26 protein-coding genes are annotated in these 22,336 nt (G+C 68.8%); 13 read left to right on the top strand and 13 right to left on the bottom strand.

Translation table 11 applies throughout. From position 1 onward, the window contains the following. The first annotated feature begins 1 nt into the window (after position 1). From ACQE3M_RS09560 to rpsB, 3 genes are read left to right on the top strand one after another with little or no spacing between them, the layout of a single operon-like run. Positions 2 to 181: a DNA-directed RNA polymerase subunit K gene (locus ACQE3M_RS09560; RefSeq protein ID WP_430505375.1), complete on the top strand. Its 180-nt coding sequence runs from the start codon at positions 2 to 4 to the stop codon at positions 179 to 181. After that, positions 181 to 1,383, top strand: coding sequence for a phosphopyruvate hydratase (eno, locus tag ACQE3M_RS09565; RefSeq protein ID WP_430505376.1), 1,203 nt, complete (start codon positions 181 to 183; stop codon positions 1,381 to 1,383). Before ACQE3M_RS09560 ends, eno begins: the two co-directional genes overlap by 1 nt. Then, the gene (gene rpsB / locus ACQE3M_RS09570; protein WP_430505377.1) at positions 1,380 to 2,138 is read left to right on the top strand and encodes a 30S ribosomal protein S2; all 759 of its coding nucleotides are present in this window, start codon (positions 1,380 to 1,382) and stop codon (positions 2,136 to 2,138) included. Before eno ends, rpsB begins: the two co-directional genes overlap by 4 nt. A 107-nt stretch (positions 2,139 to 2,245) precedes the next feature. Here the strand turns inward: rpsB and ACQE3M_RS09575 are convergent, their stop codons facing one another. Further along, positions 2,246 to 2,722: a hypothetical protein gene (locus ACQE3M_RS09575; protein WP_430505378.1), complete on the bottom strand. Its 477-nt coding sequence runs from the start codon at positions 2,720 to 2,722 to the stop codon at positions 2,246 to 2,248. Positions 2,723 to 3,137: 415 nt separating this feature from the next. Between ACQE3M_RS09575 and mvk the strand changes: the two genes are divergently transcribed. The 5 genes from mvk (at position 3,138) to ACQE3M_RS09600 (ending at position 6,816) form a co-directional block, all read left to right on the top strand. Beyond that, positions 3,138 to 4,154: a mevalonate kinase gene (mvk, locus tag ACQE3M_RS09580; protein ID WP_430505379.1), complete on the top strand. Its 1,017-nt coding sequence runs from the start codon at positions 3,138 to 3,140 to the stop codon at positions 4,152 to 4,154. Beyond that, the gene (locus ACQE3M_RS09585; RefSeq protein WP_430505380.1) at positions 4,154 to 4,936 is read left to right on the top strand and encodes an isopentenyl phosphate kinase; all 783 of its coding nucleotides are present in this window, start codon (positions 4,154 to 4,156) and stop codon (positions 4,934 to 4,936) included. Before mvk ends, ACQE3M_RS09585 begins: the two co-directional genes overlap by 1 nt. Positions 4,937 to 5,020: 84 nt before the next feature. Then, on the top strand, positions 5,021 to 6,061 hold the full coding sequence (locus ACQE3M_RS09590) for an Mrp/NBP35 family ATP-binding protein (protein WP_430505381.1): 1,041 nt from the start codon (positions 5,021 to 5,023) through the stop codon (positions 6,059 to 6,061). A gap of 3 nt (positions 6,062 to 6,064) precedes the next feature. Continuing rightward, the gene (locus tag ACQE3M_RS09595) at positions 6,065 to 6,382 is read left to right on the top strand and encodes a hypothetical protein (RefSeq protein WP_430505382.1); all 318 of its coding nucleotides are present in this window, start codon (positions 6,065 to 6,067) and stop codon (positions 6,380 to 6,382) included. Between the two features lie 116 nt (positions 6,383 to 6,498). Continuing rightward, positions 6,499 to 6,816 (top strand): DUF5785 family protein, encoded by a 318-nt coding sequence (locus ACQE3M_RS09600; protein WP_430505383.1) that lies wholly within the window; start codon positions 6,499 to 6,501, stop codon positions 6,814 to 6,816. 120 nt (positions 6,817 to 6,936) lie between these two features. Here the strand turns inward: ACQE3M_RS09600 and ACQE3M_RS09605 are convergent, their stop codons facing one another. Next, positions 6,937 to 7,062: a hypothetical protein gene (locus tag ACQE3M_RS09605; protein WP_430505384.1), complete on the bottom strand. Its 126-nt coding sequence runs from the start codon at positions 7,060 to 7,062 to the stop codon at positions 6,937 to 6,939. A gap of 367 nt (positions 7,063 to 7,429) precedes the next feature. Between ACQE3M_RS09605 and ACQE3M_RS09610 the strand changes: the two genes are divergently transcribed. Continuing rightward, positions 7,430 to 10,003 (top strand): hypothetical protein, encoded by a 2,574-nt coding sequence (locus ACQE3M_RS09610; RefSeq protein WP_430505385.1) that lies wholly within the window; start codon positions 7,430 to 7,432, stop codon positions 10,001 to 10,003. Positions 10,004 to 10,024: 21 nt separating this feature from the next. Here the strand turns inward: ACQE3M_RS09610 and ACQE3M_RS09615 are convergent, their stop codons facing one another. Continuing rightward, entirely contained in the window at positions 10,025 to 10,399 is a 375-nt protein-coding gene (locus ACQE3M_RS09615; RefSeq protein ID WP_430505386.1) for a hypothetical protein, read from the bottom strand. A gap of 125 nt (positions 10,400 to 10,524) precedes the next feature. Here ACQE3M_RS09615 and cmk point away from each other — a divergent pair, with 125 nt between their 5' ends. Further along, positions 10,525 to 11,139 carry a (d)CMP kinase gene (gene cmk / locus ACQE3M_RS09620; protein WP_430505387.1) on the top strand — a complete coding sequence of 205 codons (615 nt, stop codon included), beginning with the start codon at positions 10,525 to 10,527 and terminating at the stop codon, positions 11,137 to 11,139. A gap of 53 nt (positions 11,140 to 11,192) precedes the next feature. On the opposite strand, the gene ACQE3M_RS09625 is transcribed toward cmk, so the two are convergent. From ACQE3M_RS09625 to ACQE3M_RS09645, 5 genes are all read right to left on the bottom strand, one after another. Next, positions 11,193 to 11,669, bottom strand: coding sequence for an AAA family ATPase (locus tag ACQE3M_RS09625; protein ID WP_430505388.1), 477 nt, complete (start codon positions 11,667 to 11,669; stop codon positions 11,193 to 11,195). 94 nt (positions 11,670 to 11,763) lie between these two features. Next, the gene (locus ACQE3M_RS09630) at positions 11,764 to 12,831 is read right to left on the bottom strand and encodes a CNNM domain-containing protein (protein ID WP_430505762.1); all 1,068 of its coding nucleotides are present in this window, start codon (positions 12,829 to 12,831) and stop codon (positions 11,764 to 11,766) included. A gap of 158 nt (positions 12,832 to 12,989) precedes the next feature. Next, positions 12,990 to 14,381 carry an FAD-dependent oxidoreductase gene (locus ACQE3M_RS09635; protein ID WP_430505389.1) on the bottom strand — a complete coding sequence of 464 codons (1,392 nt, stop codon included), beginning with the start codon at positions 14,379 to 14,381 and terminating at the stop codon, positions 12,990 to 12,992. A gap of 155 nt (positions 14,382 to 14,536) precedes the next feature. After that, positions 14,537 to 14,974 carry a DUF488 domain-containing protein gene (locus ACQE3M_RS09640; protein ID WP_430505390.1) on the bottom strand — a complete coding sequence of 146 codons (438 nt, stop codon included), beginning with the start codon at positions 14,972 to 14,974 and terminating at the stop codon, positions 14,537 to 14,539. 163 nt (positions 14,975 to 15,137) lie between these two features. Beyond that, complete coding sequence (locus ACQE3M_RS09645; RefSeq protein WP_430505391.1) at positions 15,138 to 15,359, bottom strand: hypothetical protein; 222 nt, start codon at positions 15,357 to 15,359, stop codon at positions 15,138 to 15,140. A gap of 190 nt (positions 15,360 to 15,549) precedes the next feature. Here ACQE3M_RS09645 and ACQE3M_RS09650 point away from each other — a divergent pair, with 190 nt between their 5' ends. Beyond that, positions 15,550 to 15,819, top strand: coding sequence for a DUF7553 family protein (locus ACQE3M_RS09650; RefSeq protein ID WP_430505392.1), 270 nt, complete (start codon positions 15,550 to 15,552; stop codon positions 15,817 to 15,819). A gap of 84 nt (positions 15,820 to 15,903) precedes the next feature. Here the strand turns inward: ACQE3M_RS09650 and ACQE3M_RS09655 are convergent, their stop codons facing one another. Beyond that, a complete protein-coding gene (locus ACQE3M_RS09655) occupies positions 15,904 to 16,113 on the bottom strand; it encodes a hypothetical protein (RefSeq protein WP_430505393.1) in 210 nt (69 codons plus the stop codon). A 153-nt stretch (positions 16,114 to 16,266) separates the two neighbouring features. On the opposite strand from ACQE3M_RS09655, the gene ACQE3M_RS09660 reads away from it, so the two are divergent. Beyond that, entirely contained in the window at positions 16,267 to 16,869 is a 603-nt protein-coding gene (locus tag ACQE3M_RS09660; RefSeq protein ID WP_430505394.1) for a P-loop nucleotide/nucleoside kinase family protein, read from the top strand. 3 nt (positions 16,870 to 16,872) lie between these two features. On the opposite strand, the gene ACQE3M_RS09665 is transcribed toward ACQE3M_RS09660, so the two are convergent. From ACQE3M_RS09665 to ACQE3M_RS09680, 4 genes are all read right to left on the bottom strand, one after another. Continuing rightward, the gene (locus ACQE3M_RS09665) at positions 16,873 to 17,943 is read right to left on the bottom strand and encodes a deoxyhypusine synthase (protein ID WP_430505395.1); all 1,071 of its coding nucleotides are present in this window, start codon (positions 17,941 to 17,943) and stop codon (positions 16,873 to 16,875) included. Positions 17,944 to 18,030: 87 nt separating this feature from the next. Beyond that, a complete protein-coding gene (locus ACQE3M_RS09670) occupies positions 18,031 to 18,303 on the bottom strand; it encodes a ubiquitin-like small modifier protein 1 (RefSeq protein ID WP_430505396.1) in 273 nt (90 codons plus the stop codon). A 100-nt stretch (positions 18,304 to 18,403) separates the two neighbouring features. Further along, positions 18,404 to 19,699, bottom strand: a complete 1,296-nt coding sequence (locus ACQE3M_RS09675; protein WP_430505397.1) for a TrkA C-terminal domain-containing protein — start codon at positions 19,697 to 19,699, stop codon at positions 18,404 to 18,406. After that, positions 19,696 to 20,973, bottom strand: a complete 1,278-nt coding sequence (locus ACQE3M_RS09680) for a potassium channel family protein (protein ID WP_430505398.1) — start codon at positions 20,971 to 20,973, stop codon at positions 19,696 to 19,698. Before ACQE3M_RS09680 ends, ACQE3M_RS09675 begins: the two co-directional genes overlap by 4 nt. 203 nt (positions 20,974 to 21,176) lie before the next feature. Here ACQE3M_RS09680 and ACQE3M_RS09685 point away from each other — a divergent pair, with 203 nt between their 5' ends. Then, entirely contained in the window at positions 21,177 to 22,328 is a 1,152-nt protein-coding gene (locus ACQE3M_RS09685) for an NAD-binding protein (protein WP_430505399.1), read from the top strand. Positions 22,329 to 22,336: the final 8 nt, after the last annotated feature.

Below are 22,336 nucleotides of genomic sequence, written 5' to 3' on the forward strand. Positions count from 1 at the left end.
TATGTCGAGCCAACACTTCAACCGCTACGAGAAAGCCCGCATCCTCGGCGCGCGCGCGCTGCAGGTGTCGTACGGAGCTCCCGTGCTCATCGACACCGACGAGCAGGAGCCGATCCTGGTCGCGGCCGAGGAGTACGACGCCGGCGTCCTGCCGTTCACGGTTCGACGGGAGGAACAGTAATGACACGGATCACCTCGGTGTCGTTGCGCCGCGTGCTCGACTCCCGCGGCAACGCGACGGTCGAGGCGGACGTGCTCACTGAATCCGGCGGCTTCGGCCGCGCGGCGGCGCCCTCCGGGGCGTCGACCGGCGAGTACGAAGCGGTCGAGCGCCCGCCCGGCGAGGCGATCGCCGCCGCCCGCGAACACGCCGTTCCCCGACTGGAGGGCGTGTATGCAGGCGACCAGCGGTCTGTCGACGCGGCGCTTCGCGCAGCCGACGGCACCGAGGACTTCTCGGAGATCGGGGCCAACAGCGCCGTCGCCATCTCGATGGCGGCCGCCAAGGCCGCGGCCGACGTGCTCGGTGCGCCGCTGTACCAGCACCTCGGCGGTGCCTTCCGCGGCGACAACTTCCCCATTCCGCTCGGCAACGTCGTCGGCGGCGGGGAACACGCCGCGGACGCGACCCACATCCAGGAGTTCCTCGCGGCCCCGGTCGGCGCCCCGAGCGTCTCCGAGGCCGTCTTCGCGAACGCCGCGGTCCACGCGGCCGTCGCGGAGATCCTCGAGGAGCGCGGCGTCCCGGCAGCCAAGGGCGACGAGGGCGCATGGGCGCCCGCCGTCTCGGACGCGGAAGCGTTCGAGATCGTCGACGAGGCCACCGACCGTGTCGAAGACGAGGTCGGGTTCGACGTGCAGTTCGGGCTCGACGTCGCCGCCGCGGAGCTGTACGACGCCGAGCGCGACGCGTACGTCTACGGCGACGAGGAGCGCTCGCCCGACGAGCAGGTCGACTACGTGGCCGACCTGGTCGACGAGTACGACCTCGCGTACGTCGAGGACCCGCTCGACGAGAACGACTACGAGCGGTTCGCGGAGCTGACCGAGCGCGTGGGCGACCGCACGCTCATCTGTGGCGACGACCTCTTCGTGACGAACGTCGACCGCCTGCAGGAGGGCATCGACGTCGGCGCGGCCAACAGCATCCTGATCAAGCCGAACCAGATCGGGACGCTGTCGGACGCGTTCGACGCCGTCGAGCTCGCCGAGCGGAACGGCTACGGCTCGGTCATCTCGCACCGCTCCGGTGAGACGGAGGACACGACCATCGCACACCTCGCCGTCGCGACCGACGCCCCGTTCATCAAGACGGGCACCGTCGGCGGCGAGCGCACTGCCAAGCTGAACGAACTGATCCGCATCGCGGACGACGCTGTATGACAGAGGACAACGACGCGGTCGAACTCGACGAGGACGACGCGGCCGAGGAGGCCGCCGAGCCCGCCGAGGACGAGACCGCCACGACGGACGAAACGCCCGCCGAGGAGGCCGACGAGGCCACCGAGGAGGAAGAAGCAACGCCCTTCGACGAGGACGTCATGCCGGACGAAGAGGAGGCCGACCTCCTCATTCCCGTCGAGGACTACCTGGGTGCCGGTGTCCACATCGGTACGCAGCAGAAGACGAAGGACATGGAGCGGTTCATCCACCGCGTGCGTGACGACGGGCTCTACGTGCTCGACGTCTCCCGGACCGACAGCCGCATCCGTACGGCTGCGGACTTCCTGGAGAACTACGACCCCGAGCAGATCCTGGTCACGTCCTCGCGACAGTACGGCCGGTTCCCGGCCGAGAAGTTCGCGGACGCCATCGGCGCCCGCGCCCGCACCGGTCGCTTCATCCCGGGCACACTGACGAACCCGGACTACGCCGGCTACATCGAGCCGGACGTCCTCGTGGTGACTGACCCCATCGGTGACGCGCAGGCCGTCAAGGAGGCCATCACCGTCGGGATCCCGGTCATCGCGATGTGCGACTCCAACAACCAGCTGGGGAACGTCGACCTCGTCATCCCCACGAACAACAAGGGTCGCCGCGCCCTCTCGGTCGTCTACTGGCTGCTCGCCAACGAGACGCTCGACCGCCGCGGCAGCGACACGGTCTACAGCCTCGAGGACTTCGAGGCCGAGATCTAAGCGGTTTTTCGTCGGACGCGACGTCTTTCGTTTCTTCCGCGACTACCCGGATAGCGGTGACTCTCGTCAGAAACGGTGGGCCTGTTTCCTGTGTGGATCCGACTCTCTCAAACCGAAACCACGAACCACCAGTCGTACTCAGTTCCGTCGCCTTCCGGATCGACTTCGTATCGTTGGGAGAACCGATATTTTCCCGACGGCCAGCACGCGGCCGTTTCCATGCCGTTCACCAGCGCATAGGTTGCCGATACCGTCTCATCGGGTGACAGCGTTTTCGTATCGATCCTGGGCGACGTCTTTGGATAGTCACGCCAGCAATCGTCGCGATATTCAGCATCGCCATCGGTAGAGAGTACCAGTTTTTCGTCGCCGTCGATGGCTTTTCCAGCACGAGCAGGAAACGGAAGGCCCCAATTGTTCGTCTGGATGGTGTGGTCGCCGTCACCGACGTTCGTCACCGAGACGCGGAGCTGGGCGGGACGCTCCTCAGTCGGCTGTGCGAGAAATCCGAGGGTGTGTTTGAACGGGCTCTCGTCGGGGGGCGCTGCGAACTCGACTTTCTCGACCGGGCCGCTTTCGTCCACTTCCTCGGTCGAAGCCGATGCTCCGTTCGTCGTGCGGGGCGGAACAGTGTCGTTGGACCCTTCGGCGGGTTCGGAGTTTCTACTGTCCAGACACCCAGTAACCGAAGCAACTGCGCTCGCGCCGAGTACTGTTACGAGTTGACGACGGTCAGGGTTTCCCCTCATATTTCACCCACTCGGCAGCTGCATGAATACTTTGAGGATAATAGAGGCGTTAGTTGACCAACCCGGCCCAGAATTTCTGACCGTGGTCTCCAGGAGTGACCACGACCATAACTGTATATTGAATTTTTATACGAAAACGAATGAGAGTGGTCCAGAGCCAACGTCCGGAGCCCGTTAAACATCTGCAACATGCGCCAAAGTCGTCGATAAAAACACAACGCCTGTTATCCCCCACCGCGACAGACCGAACATGACCGTTTGCAGCGCGCCGGGGAAGGTGTACCTGTTCGGCGAACACGCCGTCGTCTACGGCGAGCCGGCCATCCCCTGCGCCATCGAGCAGCGCGCGTCCGTCTCCGTGGAACCGCGCGAGGACGACCACGTGCGGGTGACCGCCGAGGACCTCTCGCTGGACGGGTTCACCGTCGAGTACGCCGGCGACGGCGAGGAGCGCCCGGACGTCGACGTCCCCGCGAACCTCGTCGAGGCCGCGATGGGGTACATCGACCACGCCGTCGAGCAGGCCCGCGACGCGGCCGACGCGCCCGACGCCGGCTTCGACATCACCGTCGAGAGCGAGATCCCGCTCGGTGCGGGGCTCGGCTCATCCGCCGCCGTCGTCGTCGCCGGCATCGACGCCGCGACGCGCGCGCTCGGCGTGGAGCTGGACCGCCGCGAGATCGCCGACCGCGCGTACCAGGCCGAGTACGAGGTGCAGGACGGCGAGGCTTCCCGCGCGGACACCTTCTGCTCCGCGATGGGCGGGGCCGTCCGCGTCGAGGGCGACGACTGCGAGCCCATCGACGCCCCGAACCTCCCGTTCGTCGTCGGCTTCGACGGCGGCGCCGGCGACACCGGGAAGCTCGTCGCGGGCGTGCGCGAACTCCGCGAGGAGTACGACTTCGCCGCCGACACGGTCGAGACCATCGGCGACGTCGTCCGCGAGGGCGAGGAACTACTCGCCGACGCGGAGCCCGGCAGCGAACCATCACCGGAACTCCTCGCCGAACTCGGCGAGCTGATGGACTTCGACCACGGCCTGCTCTCGGCGCTCGGCGTCTCCGCCCGCTCGCTGGACTCGATGGTCTGGGGCGCACGCGAGGCTGGCGCCCACGGCGCAAAGCTCACCGGCGCCGGCGGCGGGGGCTGCATCGTCGCACTCGACCCCGCGGACGCGACGGAGACCGCGCTCTCGTACACACGCGAGTGCGAGGAGGCGTTCCGCGCCGAGCTGGCGACCGAGGGCGTTCGCGTGGAGGAAGCCTGATGGCTGCACCCGAGGCAGCGGTCGACGGCGACACGGTCGTCCTCAAACTCGGCGGCAGCCTGATCACGAGGAAGGACGAGCCCGAGACCATCGACGACCCGGCGCTCGACGCCGCCTGCGACGCCGTCGCGGGCGCGCTCGCGGACGGGCACGTCGACTCGCTCGTCGTCGTCCACGGCGGCGGGAGCTACGGCCACCATCACGCCAGCGCCCACGGCGTCTCCACGACCGAGGGAACCCACGACGTCGAGGCCGTGATGGACGTCCACGGCGCGATGCGCACGCTGAACGAGCACGTGCTCGACCGCCTGCAGGCCCGCGGCGTGCCCGCCGTGCCGGTCCATCCGCTCTCGCTGACCGCTCGGCCGCAAGGCGCCGAGGGCGACCTCGACCTCCCGCTCGGCTCGACGGCGACGCTGCTCGCGGAGGGGTTCGTCCCCGTGCTGCACGGCGACGGCGTCGCGACCGCGGACGAGGGCGTCACCGTGGTCTCGGGCGACGAGCTCGTCGTCGACCTCGCGACCGGGCTCGGTGCGACCCGCGTGGGCCTCTGTTCGACGGTCCCGGGCGTGCTCGACGCCGACGACGAGGTGGTCCCCGAGGTCACGAACTTCGACGACGTCGCCGACGTCCTCGGCGCGAGCGACGCGACCGACGTCTCCGGCGGGATGGCCGCCAAGGTTCGCGAGCTGCTCGCGCTGGACCCGCCGGCGTACGTCTTCGGCCCCGCTGCGCTCGACGACTTTCTCCGGGGCGAGGCGGCCGGGACGCGGATCGAGTAGGGAGCGCATCCCCGGTGTGGGCCGGTCCAGGGCCGCCAACCCGGGTACACAACCCTTATTCGGCCGACTCCCCTCTCACCGCTTATGAACGAACCCGCCGTCCGCGACCTGCTCCGGGAGGTCGAGGACCCCGATCTCGCCGACGACATCGTCTCGCTCGGCCTCGTCAACGACCTCGAGGTCGATGGCGACACCGTCCGGCTCTCGCTGGCGCTCGGGGCGCCGTACGCGCCGCACGAAACCGAAATCGCCGAGCGCGTCCGCGAGGTGCTGACCGCCGAGGGGCTCGAACCGGAGCTCTCCGCGAAGATCCCGGAGAAGCTCTCGCCCTCGGACCAGGTCATGCCGGACGTGAAGAACGTCATCGCCGTCGCCTCCGGAAAAGGCGGCGTCGGGAAGTCGACGATGGCCGTCAACATCGCCGCCGGGCTCTCCCAGCTCGGCGCGAAGGTCGGCCTCTTCGACGCCGACATCTACGGGCCGAACGTCCCGCGGATGGTCGACGCCGACGAGCGCCCGCGCACGACCGACGGCGACGTCATCGTCCCGCCGGAGCAGTACGGCATGCGCCTGATGAGCATGGACTTCCTCACGGGCGAGGACGACCCCGTCATCTGGCGTGGCCCGATGGTCCACAAGATCATCACCCAGCTCGTCGAGGACGTCGAATGGGGCGAGCTCGACTACCTCATCATGGACCTCCCGCCGGGCACCGGTGACACGCAGCTCACCATCCTCCAGACGCTGCCGCTCACGGGCGCCGTCATCGTGACGACGCCACAGGAGGTCGCGCTCGACGACGCGACGAAGGGGCTCCGCATGTTCGGGAAACACGACACCAACGTCCTCGGCATCGCCGAGAACATGTCCGGGTTCAAGTGTCCCGACTGCGGCGAGTTCCACGAGATCTTCGGCGCCGGCGGCGGCAAGGGAATGGCCGACGAGCAGGACCTGCCGTTCCTCGGCGGCGTCCCGCTGGACCCCGACGTGCGGACGGGCGGCGACGGCGGCCGGCCGATCGTCTTGGAGGACAACGAGACCTCCGACGCGTTCAAGGTCATCACGGAAAACGTCGCAAACAACGCCGGCGTCGTGCGACGCCGCGAAGTGAGCCGGCGTTCGTAAGCCATGACAGGGGACGTCGACGACACGGATACTGCAGCGGAGCCCGAGACGGATCCCGACGCGGAGGACGCCGCCGACGTCGACTGGCAGATGGCACCCGACTCGGACGCGGAGTTCGAGACCGACGCGGAGCTCCGGGAGACGCTCCGGGAAGTCGCCGAGGACGTCCGCGGCGAGAGTTCCGAGAGCAAGCAGGTCGCGGCGATGCTCTACCGCGTCTCCGACCTGTACGACCCCGACGAGGACACCTCCCCGGAGGAGATCTACCTCAACATGCGCCACATCATGAACATCAAGGCGCAGGGCGGCATCGAGCGCTGAGCACGAGCGGCATCGAGCGCTGAGCGCGGTCGATGTCGGGCGCTGAGCGCAGCCGGATTCCACGTGAACGCCTCTCGAACGTAACGACTATCCGGGGGCCTTCCAAAGCGAGGAGTATGGACTGGCCACACGACCCTGACGGCGAGCAGGGCAGCGAGGGCATGCGGCAGTACGGACACGCAATTCTCGCGAAGAAGATCAACGAGGAGACGGACTTCCCGCTCTCGAAGTCCGAGTACGTCGAGGAGTACGGCGACCACCCCGTCCGGATCGACTACGAGACGGTCGTGTCCGTCGCCGACATCATGGACAACGTCGACGCGGAGGAGTTCGAGGACTTCGTCGAGTTCCACCAGGCCACGGGCGCCGCGATGCGCGACGCCGGCTACTGGTTCTACGAGGGCGCGGAGGAGTTCACCCGCTCTCGGGCCTGACCGACGGGGTACCAGCTTCGTTTCGCGGCTTCGTTTCGCAGCTCCGTTCTTCGGCTCCGTTGCTCCGGCACCTGCGGTGTTCCGCGTAGCCCGCGGGTTGTGCCCTCCCCGACGCGGGAACTACACCAGCGTCAGGCCGATCCGGTAGAGGAACGCGAGCCCGAACAGCCCGAGGAGGAGGATGGTCGCGACGACGACCACCGGCGAGAGTCGCTCCTCGTCGTCCGCCGTAATGTATTGGTCCATGCGACCGGGTTGACTGCGGGATGGCTTACTCCTTTCGCACTGCCAGCACCTCCGGACCCCCCGTCACGGCCCGGCCCATATTACTAAGACCGTCGCGCCAGCAACGTCGAACAATGTCGGAGCCAATCGTCACCTGTTCGGGCTGTGGATTCGAAGCACCAGCGAGCGACGACTCCTGGAACCGGGTCTCGCATCCACCGCTCGGCTCGGTCACGCGGTGTCCGGAGTGCGGAAGCACGGACACGCATACGGCCTAGCTGACGAGTGGTCGCGGATCGAATAAGCGGCCTATCGAACGCGCGTCGCCGGCCCTACTCGCCGAAATCGGCCACTCGATTTTTTATTTGGGCCGGAGCAGTGTTTCCTGATGACCGAACACCACGTCCCCAAAGGCGTCAGTCTGGAGACGCTCAAGGAGGTCCTCGCCGGCTGGGCCGCCGTCGGCGCCGCATCGGAACCCCAGTACACGTCGGAGGTAGAGTCGGTGACGGAGCTCTCCGACACCGTCGGGCGCCAGACCCGCTTCCTGGAGGACGTCGGAGTCCTCGCGGCCGAGGGCCAGAAACACCGGCTCACCGAAGCCGGCGACGAACTCGCCAGCGCGCTGGCCGTGGACGAGGAGGAGCGCGCGAAGGAAGCCGCCCGTGACCTGCTCGCCTCGTGGGACGTGACGAGGAAGGTCCGCGGACTGGTCCGTGGGAACCCGATGACGGAGAACGACCTCGTCGACCACGTCATCACCGTCGTCGGCGAGGACCACGACTCCGGGCGCGTCCGGTCCGGCGTGAGCACGCTCCTCGAGTTCATGGAGTGGGCCGAGCTGCTCACCCGCGACCTCGACGACCGGTACCGACTCCCGGGCGACGCGACGACCGTGGAGGGGACCGGCGTCGCCGCCGTCGAGGACGCCGCCGACGAGATACAGGCGGCCGCCGGTGACGTCAGCACGGCCGCCGACGAGGTGGAGAGCGCCAGCGACGAGCTGGATAACGTCACCGAGGAGGCCGAAAGCGTGGCCGAGGAGGTCGAGAGCACGACGGCGGACCTGACCGAGGCGGCCGATGCCGTCGAGGCCGTCGTCGACCGCGCGGAGTCCGCCGCGGAAGCAAACGAGCTCACCGCCGCGGAGGCGGAACGGGCCGCCGACGAGGCCGAAGCGGCAGCGACTGAGGTCGAAAGCACCGTCGCCGACGTCGAGGACGCCCTGCGCGACGTCGACGAGACGGTTTCGTCTATCGACGAGGCCGTCGAACTCCCCGCCGAGGGTGTCGACGTGGCCGAACTGGCCGACGCGGTCCAGGCCGCGACCGAGGCCGCGGCCGCCGGCGAGGAGACCGAAGGGGCAGAGGAGACGACTGCGGAGGGGACCGCGGAGCAAGCCGAACGTGCGGAACGGGCGACCGAGGAACAGCCGATCGAAGAGGTGGAAGCGCCGGTCGAAACCGCGATGGCGGAAGCCGAGACGGAAGCCGAGGCCGCCGAGGAGAAAGCCGAGGCTGTCGGGGAAGAGGCGGAAGAGTCGGAAGAGTCGGAAGAGTCGGTAGAGGCGGAAGCGGTCGAAGAGGAAGCCGCGGAGCGACTACCCGAGGAGCCGGAGGTCGTCGAGGAGGCGCTCACCGAGCCGGAAGAGGTCGCGGAGACGACCGAGGAAGCGGTCGAGGCGGGCGCGGAGGCTGTCCACGAGGCCGCCGAGCCGATCGAGGAGACCGTCGAGGCTGGCGCGCCGGCCGAGGACGGTACCGAGGCCGAAGAGCCCGCTGAAGCAGCACCGGAACCCGAGGCGGGCGGCGAGGGGGCCGAGGCAGCGACCGAGCCGGTCAGTGTCACGCTCGACGACGACGGCGGACTGACGGCCGAAGTCGGCGGCGAGGAGGGCGTCGAAATCGGGATCACCGACGACGGCATCGAAATCGCCGTCAACGGCGACGTCCTCGTCGAGGGCGTGGACCTCCCGGCGGACGTTGACGCCGAGGAACTCACAGGCGTCGACCTCCAGACGGACACGGAATCGACCGAGGACGACCAGCTGGAAACCGACGGCGGCACTCCCGGATCCGCCCCCGACGACGCGGACGACGACCGCTTGCTAACGGACGGTGACGGGACCGTCGAACTCGCCGCCGGCGACGACACCGTCCGGATCCAGGTCGACGCTGGTGAGGGCGTCACCATCTCGCTGAGCCCGGAGGCCGCAGTCGAAGCCGGCGGCGAAGCGGCCGAGGAAGCCCTCGGAGAAGCCGAAGGGGTGACTGAGGAGACCGAAGCAGTTGAAGAATCGACTGAAGAGGCGGAAGAAGCGGGAGAGGAGGCGGAAGAAGCCGGAGAGGGTGCCGAAGCGGAAGCAGCGGAAACGGTGGAAGAAGCTGCCGAGGAAGCTGAGGAAGTGGCCGAGGAAGCTGTAGCGGGGGCTGAAGAAGCAGCCGAGGGGGCTGAAGAAGCAGCCGAGGGGGCTGAAGAAGCAGCCGAGGAGGTTGAAGAGGAAGCAGCGGAGACGGTGGAAGAAGTTGCGGAGGATGCCGAAGAGTCAGTTGAGGAAGCTGAGGAGACAGCAGGGGAGGCCGAGGCAGCAGGCGAGGAGACGACCGAGGAGGTCGAGGCTGCCGTGGCGAGCGCGCTCGAGGACGTCCCGGACGAGACGGCCGAGATACTCACGGAGGTACTAACCGAGGTCGAGTCGGCGGCCGAAGAGGCGCGGGAGGCGGCCGAGGAGGCACGCGAGGCGGCCGAGGAAGCCCGAAGAGCGGGCGACGGAAACGGAGCTGCCGCGGCGAACGGAAACGCGGCCGGTGCCGCCGACGGCGACGGCGATGGCGACGGCGACGGTGACGCCGCTGACGACCACGCGTTGTCCCTCGAAATCGACGTCGATGCCGATTCGGACGACCTCGAGGCCGTCATCCGCGGAGTCAGACGCGGCGTAATGGAAGCCGCTGGAGAGTAGCGGTTTAAAAACGGAGTCGAACTATTCCTCGTCGGCCGCGGGGCTGAACTCGAGGATCTCGATGGCGCCGAGGGTCAGCGCCTCGGGCTGGAAGGTTCCTCGCGGGCCGAACGCGCCGGTCGGTTCCAGCGTTGCCTTCACCAGCACCTGGTTGGCACCGCTGTCGGGGATCGGTCCCGAGAGGTCCTCGGAGCCGTGGTCGTGGCAGTAGAACGACTCGGTCCCCCACTGCTCGCTGTCGTGTTCCCGCAGCACGGCGACGACCCGGTCCGCGGCGGTGAGCGCGCTCGCACACCGCGCACAGCGGACGGTGCCCGTGGTCTCGTCGGTCGCGACCCCGAACCCGCCCGCGACCACGCCCATGAGTTCCTGCGAAAGCTGGCGTTCATCCGGCATACTACCGGCTCGGCGCCCGCGACAGTTAAGCGCGTTCCTGAGCGGCCGCAGCGACGGGCTCGCGTACCGACGAACACTGTGTCGACCCTCGAATTTAACCGGCCTCGCCTCGATTTTCCGGCAAGATGTCCAGCCAGGACACGCCGGTCGACCGGCGGATCGACAGCAATCTGTTTCTCACCGTCTCCGGCCCGCCGGGCTGTGGCGCGACCACGCTCGCCGAGGGACTCGCGGACGCACTCGACTGCGCGTACGTCTCGGGCGGCGAGATCTTCCGCGAGATCGCCGAGGAACGTGACGAAACCCTCTCACAGCTGATCGCCGAGGCGGGCGAGTCCGACGAGCTCGACCGGGAGCTCGACCGTCGCCTCCAGCGGATCGCCGAGAAGTGGGGCGCCGCGAACAAGCCGTTCGTCCTCGAATCGCGGCTCGCGGGCTGGATCGCCGGCAACCGCGCGGACCTCCGGATTCGACTCAACGCGCCGGAGGAGGTCCGGATCGAGCGCACGGGCGACCGGGAGGAGATGGCCTCGGAGATGCAGGTCCGGGAGGTGATCGAGGCCCAGCGCTACGAATCCTACTACGGCATCGACATCGACGACCAGTCCTTCTACGACCTCACCATCAACACCGCCCGCTGGGGGCAGGACGGCACGCTCGACATCGCGTTGACCGCCGTCGAGCAGTACGACGCCGCGGTCGACGAGGGGGCCGTGCCGACGCCGGACCTCGACGTGTAAGGGAGGGGTGACGCCAGCGATCGACCTGGCGGCCGCGACCCCCCGATGACGGACTACTCGTCGTCGCCGTCGCCCTCGTCGCCGTCGTCCGACGGTAGCCACGACACCACGCTCTCCTCGAGGCTGTCGAGCGCTTCCTCGACGCTGAGCGCCTCGGTGTCGAGCTCGAGGTCGGCGTGCGGGCGCTCGAACTCCGACTGGATCGAGTAGACGCCGCGTTCGGAGATGGGGTCCTGCCGCTGCCGATTCCGGCGGAGGCAGGTGTCGTTGGACGCCTTCACCCACACCTCGAACACGCGGTCGAGCCGGTAGAACTGGTTGCGCCACTCCCGCTTATAAAAGGTCCCGTCGAGGATCCAGTCGCCGCCGGCGTCCGCGACGTGTTCATACAGCTGCTCGTAGGTACGCCGCGAGAAGTCGTCGGAGTGGAGCAGGTCCACGGTCAGGTCCCGCGCCGCGAGTCGCCGCTGGAGGCCCGTCGCGAGCGTCGTCTTCCCCGACCCGGGGAGGCCACAGAGGATGACGATCACTGGCTGAACGATTTCCGCAAGCCAGTAAAGATGTTGTGCCCGTCGAGTCCGCGTGCCCGGGGCCACCACGAGCACAGCGACCTCGGCCGTCCACCTACGACCGAGTCGCCTCGTGCTGCTGGTCGAGGGGGTCCTCGATCTCGCCCATGACGCTCTCGAGCGCGTCGGTCGCGGTGATAAGCCCGACGACCTCGCCTTCCGAGAACACCAGCGCCAGCTCCTGGCGCTCCGCCTGGAACTGGTCGATGGCGTCGCTGACGGTCGTGTCCGCCGAGATCGTCATCGGCGGCGCGGCGATCTCCGCGAACGTGGTTTCGCCGCTCCGGAGCGCGTCGATCTCGTCGAGCACCGCCGGGACGTAGACGATGCCCTCGAACTCCGACGGCTCCTCGCCGACGAGCGGATAGCGCGTGTGCGGTGCCGACGAGAGCCGACCGAGGTTCTCCTCGACGGACTCCTCGGTCGAGAGGAATACCACGTCGTCGACGTCGACCATCACCTCGTCGACAGTCTGGCTTCCCGCGGTCAGCGCGCTCAGCACCTCGCCGTGGCGCTCCTCCGAGAGCTCGCCCTGTTCGAGGACCGAACTCAGGCGATGCCGGAGCTGCGCCCGCGACTCGATGACCTCCTCCTCCGTCTCGAGCCAGGCGCCGGTCATCTCGATGCCGAACAGCCCTAGCGTCCACTTCGCGACGGAGTCGCCGACGGACATGATCGGACGGATGAGCCACGCGAACCAGTACAGCGGCGTCGCGCCGTACCGACAGACCATCTTCGTGCGCTCGACGCCGAGGTACGTCGGCGTCTGCTCGCCGTGGGTCAGGTGGACCAGGTTGATGATCGCGAAGCCGATCAGCCCGCCGGCCCCGACCGCCGCCAGGGCCGTGTTCGCGAACAGCGGTTCGATGAGCGCCGCGAGCGCGGGCTCCGCGACGATACCGACCGCGATACTCGACGCAGTGATGCCGACCTGACAGCTCGTCAGGTAGATCTCCAGCTCGTCGGTCATCTCCCAGGCGCGACGGAGCCCTGGCTCGTCGAACTCGGCCTCGGGATACTGGCGTACCCGCGTCAGTGCGAACTCGATCGCGACGAAGAACCCGTTCGCGAGGATGAGGAGGATCCCGGCCAACAGCCGGAACGCGATATCGATTGGCGTCATCATGGAGCGGTTTCACGAGGCAGAGGGAAGATTCCTGTGGCGATCGGGGCAACAGGGACACCTCCGGGAACTGCAATCGCTCGCCGCAGGTCCCGCCAGACGGTATCGAAGCTTACGCCCGTTTTCGGTAAGCTATCGGAAACGTGTGACAGCGGCCCTCAGTCGTCGGCGCTCGGCGCGACCGGCTCGTCACCGGACTCGTCGACCGCGTCGTCGGCTCGCGGGAAGTTGCCGATGGTCTCGGCGCGGAACGCCGCCTCGTCGAACGTGTACTCGTCGTCGAGGAACTCCATGAGGGTGTGGGTGTCCCGCATCGCGTTCTTCAGGCACGTCGACGCGCCCGGCGAGGGCGTGATGTTGAACACGATGTCCTCGCCCGTGAGCTTCGCCTCGCCCATGTCGAGGGACTTCTCGCTCGTGTCGACGATCTGCGGGCGGACGCCGCCGTACCCCTCGGCGCGCTCGATGTCGTCGAGGGTCGCGCTCGGCACGACCTTCTGGACGTGCGGGAGGAACGCGCGGGTGCCGACCTCCGGCACGTCGTACACGAGGTTCCGGAGGACGTACGGGAGCAGCACCCGGTCCGAGAGGATGTTCGCGTAGCTCAGGAACGAGGCCGCGTTGAGCCCGAAGACGTCGAGGAAGTCGGTGACGGTCGAGATGCGGCCGCGCTCCAGCGTCGGGACGAGCTTCGCGGTCGGCCCGAAGCGCGTGATCGAATCGTCGTGGACGTCGGCGTCGCCGTGGACGGCCGCGAACGGGAGCTTCTTCATCTGGAGGGTGTACACCTTCCCGTTCAGGAAGTCCTCGGCGAGGAAGAAGCTCCCCGCGACGGGCAGGAGCACGAGGTCCTCGCCGTAGCCGAGCTCCTTGGCGATCTGGAGGCTGTGCGAGCCCGCGGCGACGACGGCCGCGTCACAGCTGTACGGGCCGTCCTCCGTCGTGATCGTGTAGCCGTCCGGGGCCCGCGTCACGTCTTCGACGCCCGCGCCCGTGTACACGTCGACGCCGGCCTCCTCGCGCGCCTGCTCGACGAACGTCTGCGCGACCCGGCCGTAGTCGACGACGTAACCGTCGGGCGTCTGGAGCGCGCGCAGCTCCACGTCGGGGTCGCGGCCCTCGACGACCTTCGGCTCGATCTCCGCGATCTCCTCGCGGTCGATGAGCTCCAGCTTGGGGAAGAGGTCGCCGAAGCCCTCCTCGTGGTAGCGGGCTTCCAGCTGCTCGACCTCCTCCTCGCCGACGGCGAGCACCATCTTACTACGACGATCGTGGAACGACCGGTCTGGGTCCTCGTTCTCGAGGAAGCCGGCGAGTAGCTCCGCGCCCTCCTTCACCTCCTCGGCCTTCTCGAGGGTATAGTTCGTCTCGATGTCGCCGAAGTGGAGCGTCTGGGAGTTGTTCGTGTGGTCGGAGTTGATCGCCGCGATCTCCTCCTCCTTCTCGAACAGCGCGACGCTCTCGACGTCGGTGAACTTCGAGACGGTGTACAACAACGATGCGCCACTGATGCCGCCGCCAACGATGATAAGGTCGTATTCTTCCGCCATGTTTGTCTCTCAGGGGGTTCGCGAGGGGAACTTCTTCCTGAGAAACGCGTGACTCAGCGTATAAAGGTGCTACTATCTGCCCCGGATCTGGACCGTGATTACCACGATCGTCGAACTTCCTCGGGCTATCTCGCCGACGGTGGACCGTCGTGCGTTCACCGGGATTCGGGCCCGAGTTCGTCCCGCAGCAGCGTTCGGTGACACCGCTTCTCGTCGGTGTTCTCGTAGCAGACCAGCACGACGTCGTCGCCGGCGGCCAGTCGCTCCCGCAGGTCGTCCATCGCCTCCCGAGCGTCGGGCGACGTCGCGAGGTGCCGGCGATAGCGGGCGTCGAAGTCGACCGCGTCCCACGCCTCGTTGTGGGCCGCCCGGTCCGATCGGCCCTCGTCTTCCAGCGTCGACGCGTGCGCCTTGAACTCGTCGAGGAGATCTTCCGGCGGGGCCAGCGCCGGTCGGTTCTCGTCGACCTGCCCGTGGAACCACGAGTGCGGTCGGCGGACGACGCCGACGAGCTGCTCGTCGCCCGCGAGGTCGACCTTGTCGTGCTGGATGGCGGCGACGTAGGTGTCGCGCACCCGGCCGCGTTCGGTCATGGGTGGCGTTGGGACTGGCGGGTCATCGGGTTTTGGGTGAAAACGGCCTCGGCACTCATAGGGCTCGTCGTCACCGGTGCCGAGCCGGCTCGGAGCGGTGCTTCGTCATCGGCCACGCGGGCCTACGCCGCGCGGCTTTTTAAACGCTCAGACCTCGCGCCGCCTAGCGCACGACCTGGTTCTCCCCATCGGTCGTGTTCGGGAGACGCTTCGTCGCTGTCGTGTCGAACGGCGACGGCGACGCCGCCACAGCCTCCGCCGCGGTAAGCGAGCCCACCGTCGTCTCCGGCGTCGCGTCCGCCACGGCGGGATGGGCCTCGGCGGTCGCGTCGGTGAAGTCGTCGCGCGCGGCGGTGCTATCGGTGGCTGTCGCGTGTGTGGACATCTGAGAGGTCGGTGTATCGGTCAGCGAACGCTGCTTGCGGGAGTCGGCGTCACTCTTGTACTACGGGTGCCTTCACAGTACCACCACCGGCCGAGAACGTCATAAAAGTTCATGTCGAACGGCTTCTTGCCACCGTGCCTGTCGCTACCGTGGGTATTTCTATTGTGGCCGCGTAGTTTTAGAATAGCACATGTCCAGACCGGAACTCGAGGCCGCGAGCGACGCGCTGCGAGAGGCTGCCGACGTCGCGTCGCCGGTGCTGGCCGACGACCTCGTCGAGAAAGCCGAAACGGTCGCCGACCTCGCGACCCGGAACGAGGAGCCGGACCACGGTCGGCTCGCCCGACTGGAGCACGCGCTGCGCGGATTCGTGGATGAGGGATCGGACGAAGTAGCCGAACGCGTCGAGCAGGCGCTCGACCACGTCAGGGAATACCGGAAGACGGTCGAGGGCGTCTGACTGCGAGGCCGCTGGCGACGACGACCGACCGACAACGACCGACCGACGACCGACCGACCCACGACGCCCGGCACGACACCCGGGCTAGCGAGTCGCCGTTGCTTCCGGCGGCAGCGCGTACGGCTGGCCACAGCCGTGGATCTCGAGGGTGCAGTCGGGGCAGGCGGTGTGCTTCCGGCGTCGGTGCGCGACCGACTGGCGCTGTCTGCCGCCGTCGGCCTCCAGCCGCTCCCGGACGTCGTCAGGCAGTTCGGTGAACGGGACGAGCTCGCCGCCGCACGATGGGCAGTCCATAGCACGTCCTTCGGCGGCAACGTCAAAAGCTCTCGGAGACGGTGCAAGCCTGTCCGCTCGCCGGGTGCGAAGGAAATCTACTTTACGCCTATCGCGCAAGACGGAGGTAGATGACCCCGCTCCCGCGCGACGGCCCCGGAGGTGCTCGCCGGCGTGAGTCGTGACGAGTCGACACCGACCGACGGACGGACGCCGCGTCCCGGCTCCGCCGCCGCGGACGGGGATCCCGCGGGTGCGATCCCCGACCCCCAGCTCGTCGTGGTTTGCGGGCTGCCGGGCGTCGGGAAGACGACCGTCGCGGCCAGGGCGGCCGAGCTGATCGGCGGCGACGTCCTCCGCACGGACGCCGTCCGCAAGGACCTCTTCCCGGACCCCGACTACACCGAGGCGGAGAGTCGCGCGGTCTACGGGGAACTGCTCTCGCGCGCAGCAGCGCGACTCGGCGACGGGGAGTCGGTCGTTCTCGACGCGACGTTCAAGCGCCGTCGCTCGCGACGGAACGCGCGGGGGCTCGCACGGGCTGCGGGCGTCCCGCTCCGAACGATCAAGGTCGAATGCGACGTGTCCGTCGTCGAGATCCGGATCGAGAACCGCGATGGGCTCAGCGACGCCGACTTCGAGATCCATCGCAAGTTCCGGCGTGAGTACGAGCCCCTGCAGATCGACCACAGCGTCGTCGACAACTCCGGGAGCGAGGCCGCGACGCTCGAGCAGGTGGACGCGCTTCTGGAGCCCGGCCGTGACGGGAACCTCTGACGGTTACGACAGCTCGACGCGCTCGCGGGCGGCGGCGACGAGCATCGGGAGCATGACCGTCGCGTCGCCGTAGACGGAGGCGTTGCGCGCATCTTTCTCCAGTTTCCCCCACGAGCGCGCTTCCTCCAGCGTCGCGCCCGAGAGGCCGCCGGTGGCTTCCGGATCCATCGTCACCTGCACGGCGTAGTCGTAGGCCCGCGGCGTGACGAGCATCGTCTGGAGCGTGAAGTTCTTCGGGACGCCGCCGCCGACGAGGAGGCAGCCGGCGTCGTCGGCGTCGAACGCCAGATCCGTCAGCGGCGTCATGTCCGCCAGGGCGTCGAGCGTGAACTCGCCCGTCTGGCTGTACATCCACGCCTGCAGGCCCAGCACGGAGTCCTGCACGGCGGGACAGTAGATCGGCACGTCGTGCTCGTAGGCCGCCGCGGCGATGCCGGGCGCCTCGTCGACGTCCTTCGCCGCGTTGACCTCGCTGTTGGCACGCCCGAGCTCCTCGCAGAGGCGGGCGATGGAGACGGTCCCCTCCTCGTCGAGGGCCGGGAACACCTCGTCGCGGAGGTGCGCCTCGAACAGCGCGAAGTGCTCCTGGGGGAGGTAGACGTTGTAGATGCGGTCGACCTCCTCGTCACGGAGCTGCTCGTCGTGCTCGCGGAGGGTTTTTTCAGGGTCGCGGTCGCGCCCGTGATGGTGTTTCCCGCCGATGGCCTCGATGGCGTCGTGCGTGAGGTTCGCGCCGGTCGTGACCAGCGCGTCGACGTAGCCGTCGCGGATGAGATCGGCGACGATGCGGCGCATGCCCGCGGGCACCATCGCGCCCGCCAGCGAGAGGAAGACCGTGCAGTCGTCGTCGCCGAACATCTCCGCGAGCACGTCGCCCGCCTCGTGGACCGATTCGGCACCGATGCCGGCGTGGCCGTACTGCTCGACCAGCTCGCTCACGGTCATCCCCGCGCGCGCCTCGGCGTGTGCGAGGGGGTCCTCGGAGAACTCCTCGCGGTGAGGGTCGTGGGGCGTCGCACTCGCGTCGCCCTCGCCGCTACCGTCGACCTCGTCCGGGTCGTGGTCGTCGCTCATACTCCAACCTGTTCCGGCACGCGTTTGAAAAGTCCGGTTCCGTCGCTGTCGTGGTCTCGGTGCGCGAGCGACGGCGACGAGCGAACCCTATCCGCCGCTGACCGGCGGGAACAGCGCGAGCTCGTCGCCGTCGGTCAGTTCGGTGTCGAGGCCCCCCTGGTGCAGGACGTTGTCGCCGTTGCGCAGGACGTTGACGTGGTCGGCGACCTCGCCGTCCTCCATGACGCGCGCTTCGAGGTCGGGACGATCGGCCAGCAGGGCGTCGAGGGCGTCGCCGACGGTGTCTCCGGGTTCGACGTCGACGTCGATCGTCCGGTCCCCGGCGACTTCCCTGAGGTCGGCGAACAGCTTCCACTCCATGCCCGAACATCCCGCTGCCGCGCCTAAGAGGATTGCGTCCCGCTCGCGTCTTGCCGGTCGATCCACGTTCGCGAGCGCCCGCGAGTGGTCGGTGCACAGCCTACGGTACGGTATCTGTGGAGCCGGAGGCCCGGTCTTCCGCACCCGGCTCTTCGGACGCCCCGTCGCCCGCCGACGGCGACGATTCCGGAGCCGCGGCCCCGGCCTCGAACCGCCTGAGTGCGTCCGGGCGGCCGACGAGGTAGACGAGGTCGCCCGCGGCGAACGTGTAGCTGCGGGACGGGATCGCGCGGATGGCGCCGTCCGCCGGTTTCACGGCGGCGACGACGGCCGACACGTCGTCGACGGTCGCTCCCTCGGCCTCGCTGCCCGCGGCGACCGTGATGGCCGTCATCGTCTCGTCGGCGTTCCGCAGCAGGGACGCGAACTCCCGGTCGGCTTGCGGCTCCGCGGGCAGCGTCACGAGCCGATAGGTCGTGGTCTCGTCGAGGTCGGCCGCGTCCGCCTCGTCGACCGCGAGCGTCGCCACGTCGCCGACGGTCGCGCGCAGCTCGGCGTTCGCGACGCGCTCGGGCGACTCCCCGGCCTCCCAGACCTGGACCACGTCACCCGGCGTCGCGCTGTTCGCGGGGTCCGCCTGGACGGCGACCGCCGCGGACCCGGGCGCGAGCGTCGGCCCGATGCCGGCCGCCCGCGACCCGACGGCGAAGTACTCGACCTCGCCCGATTCCGTCAGGTCGACGTCGACGTAGCCGACGCCGTAATCCTCCTTCAGCCGGGTGACGAGTCGGTCGCGCAGCTCCGCGACCGTGAGCCGGTTCGGGAACAGTAGCGTCTTCCCGGCCATCTCCGTCTTCTTGACCGGCGCGACCGGGTCGTATCCCTCCATGTCCTCGATCGCGTCTACGGCGGGGAGGGTGACCGCCGTGACGCGACCCACCGTCCGGACGACGCGGCTGACCTCGCCCTCCAGCTGCTTGACGCCGGTCAGCGCGAAGAGGTTCCGGCCCATGGAGTCACCGAGCCGACGGCCGACCGTGGCGACCGACCCGGCGAGCGCCAGCGCGACGACGTTGAAAAGCATCGTGTCGAGGTCGTACAGGGCGATCTCCTCGCCGCCGATCACGGCGCCCAGCGACGCCGTGTTGAGGTACAGGGCGACGACCGCGCCGCCGAGGATGATCGCGACGCCCTCGGGGACGACGTCGCGGAAGTACCACCGGTAGACGACCGCGCTCGCCGCCGCCGTGGCGACGGAGAGGATCGCGAACACCGCAAGGTAGACCCCGACCTCGACGAGCGAGGAGTTGAACGTCACCCCCGGGCCGCCGGCCTGCGCGATCCCGTCGAATGCGCTCACGACGACCGACGGCAGGGCGATCGGCGCCGCGCTCATCGTGCGGCCTCCGTGAACCGGTCCAGCGCCGCCGACGTGCCGACGACGAACAGCTCGTCACCCGCCGACAGCGCCATGCTCCCTCGTGGGGCGATCTGCCACTCCTCGTGGCGCGCGGCCACGATGACGACGTCGTACGCCTCCCGGACGTTGACCTCGCCGATGGTGGCGCCGTCGAGGGGGCCGTCGGGCACGACGGCCACCTTCCGGAACCGCTTGCCGGCCCGCCGAAGCAGCGACACGAGCTCGAACTCGCGGCGCGTCCCGCGCGAGAGCACCAGCGTGCGCCCGCGGTCGGCTTGCAGGAGTGCGCTCGCCGCGGACCGCTCGACGGCGACGGTGATGCGTCCCTCTCCGCCCGTCGTCGCGCCAGCTCGCAGCGCCGCGGTCGTCTCGGTCGCCTCGCCCGACGCCGCCGACGCACCGCCGTCCGTCCGGAGGTCCTCGTCCTCCTCGACTTCGGCCCCGGTCGCCGCTGGCGACGGCACGGCCGGTTTCTCCCCCGGCTTCCCGGTTGACTTCGCGGACAGCACGGTGCCCTCCACGGTGGTCGAGGGAGTAACGATACGCACGACCTCGCCGCGCGCGACGCCCGTAGGCAGCAGCGCGGAGACCGACACCGCTCGCTTCCCGGCCGGCACGCGTTTCGAGAGGCCGCCCATCGGCGGCGCGGCGTTGACCGTGGCGTGCGCGCGCTCGTCCAGCGTGACGCTCACGTCCGCGAGGCCGAGCTCCGTCTTCAGTCGGTCCTCGAACCGCGTCTCGATCTCCGGGAGCGGGAGGTCCGCGGGGAACGTCCACTCACCCTCGAGGATCGACTGGCGCGTCTCGGCGGGCAGCGCCGGGTAGCCCTCCATGTCGCCGACGTCGCCGGCGACGGTGACGCGGACCTGCCCGCGCCCCCCGACGCGCTCGATGACGTCGGCCGACAGCGTCCGGTCGCGGAGCTTCCGGAGCGAGAGGCGGCGCGGGACCGAGGCGCCCAGCTTGTCGCCCTGGGCGTGCGCGTACAGCGAGAGCATCAACACGACCATGATCGACGTCAGGATGGCCGGCGCGCGCTCCGAGGAGCGCACTGTCGGGTCGTTGAGCGCGAGCAGCCCGCCGTTGACCCCCGCGATCGCCAGCGCGAGGACGACGACACCGAACCCGGGGATCGTCACCCCGGTGAAGTATTTAAATACGAACCCGAGGATCCCAGCCACGAGCGCCGGGATGATCCCCGTCAGAACCCCGAGGTAGATCCCGAAGAGGATCTCGACCGGTAATGCCATACCAACGTCTCACGCGGGTGGGATAAACCAGTAACGACCACGGCGGGCTACTCCACGACGGCGACCCCGTGGACCACAGCGACCCCGTGGACCACGGCGGCCCACTCGACCACGGCCGCGGCGCACGACCCGAACGCGCCGCCGCGCGTATCGCCAGCCGGCAGCACCGTCCTTTTAAGTCGGTCCTCGCCGGAAGAGGTGGCATGGAGTTCAACCGGGAATGGATCACCGTCCGGGCTTCCATCGCGCTGACGTTCTTCGTCGCGCTGCTGTCGATCCTGGTCGGCCTGCTCCACATCGCCGGCGTCAGCGTCGCCGGCCCGCTCTCGCCGTTCATTCCCGACCTCGTGAAGCAGGCGGTCGGGTTCACCGGGACGCTCACCGGGTTCGCCATGCTCGCCAGCGGCTACGCCCTCAAGAGGGGATACCGGATCGGCTGGTACGCGACGGCCGTTTTGCTCCCGCTGACGGCGCTGCAGGGGCTCCTGCAGGTGTCGGTCGTCTCGCTCCCGCTGGTCCTGCTCTCGCTGCTCTCGCTGCCGGCGCTGGCGGTCAACCGCGGTCGGTTCACTCGGGTGGCCCGCCCCTCGCCGACGCAGCTCGGAGCCGGCCTCGCGCTGGCGACCGCCGTCGCGTACGGGACCCTCGGCTCCTTCGCGCTCCGCAGCGAGTTCAACGACATCGAGACGATTACGGACGCCTTCTACTACACCGTCGTCACGGCCTCGACCGTCGGCTACGGCGACATCGCTCCCGTCACCGGCATCGGGCGGATGTTCGGGCTCTCCGTGCTCGTCATCAACGTCGCCGCCTTCGCGGTGGCGCTCGGTGTCCTGCTGACGCCCGCCATCGAGGCGCAGTTCTCGAAAGCACTTGGAAAAATGACTGAGAAACAGTTCGACCTGCTCGAGGACCACGTCCTCGTGTTGGGCTACGGCGACCTGACGGAACCGATTCTCGACGACCTCGACGGCCGCGAAGTCGACTACGTCGTCGTCACCGACGACGAGGCGGCCGCGCGCGACCTCGACGACCGCGACGTGTCGGTCCTGGCGGCGGACCCGAGCGACGTCGACCCACTCGAACGGGTCCAGATCGCGGAGGCCCGCGCGGTCGTCGTCGCCACGGACGACGACGCCGCCGACGCGCTGGCGATCCTGACCGCCCGCCAGCTCAACCCCGACGTGCGGATCGTCGCCGCAGTAACCCAGCGCGAGAACGTCGACAAGCTGCGCCGCGCCGGCGCCGACCACGTCATCTCGCCGTCGACGCTCGGCGGCCACCTCCTCGTCGACTCCGCGTTCGGCGAGAACTCCGAGGCCATCGCGGACTCCATCGTCGGCGAGGAAGAGTAACGAGCGGC

This window comes from Halosubterraneus shenae, assembly GCF_050510935.1.
GTDB lineage: Archaea > Halobacteriota > Halobacteria > Halobacteriales > Haloferacaceae > JBDGPU01.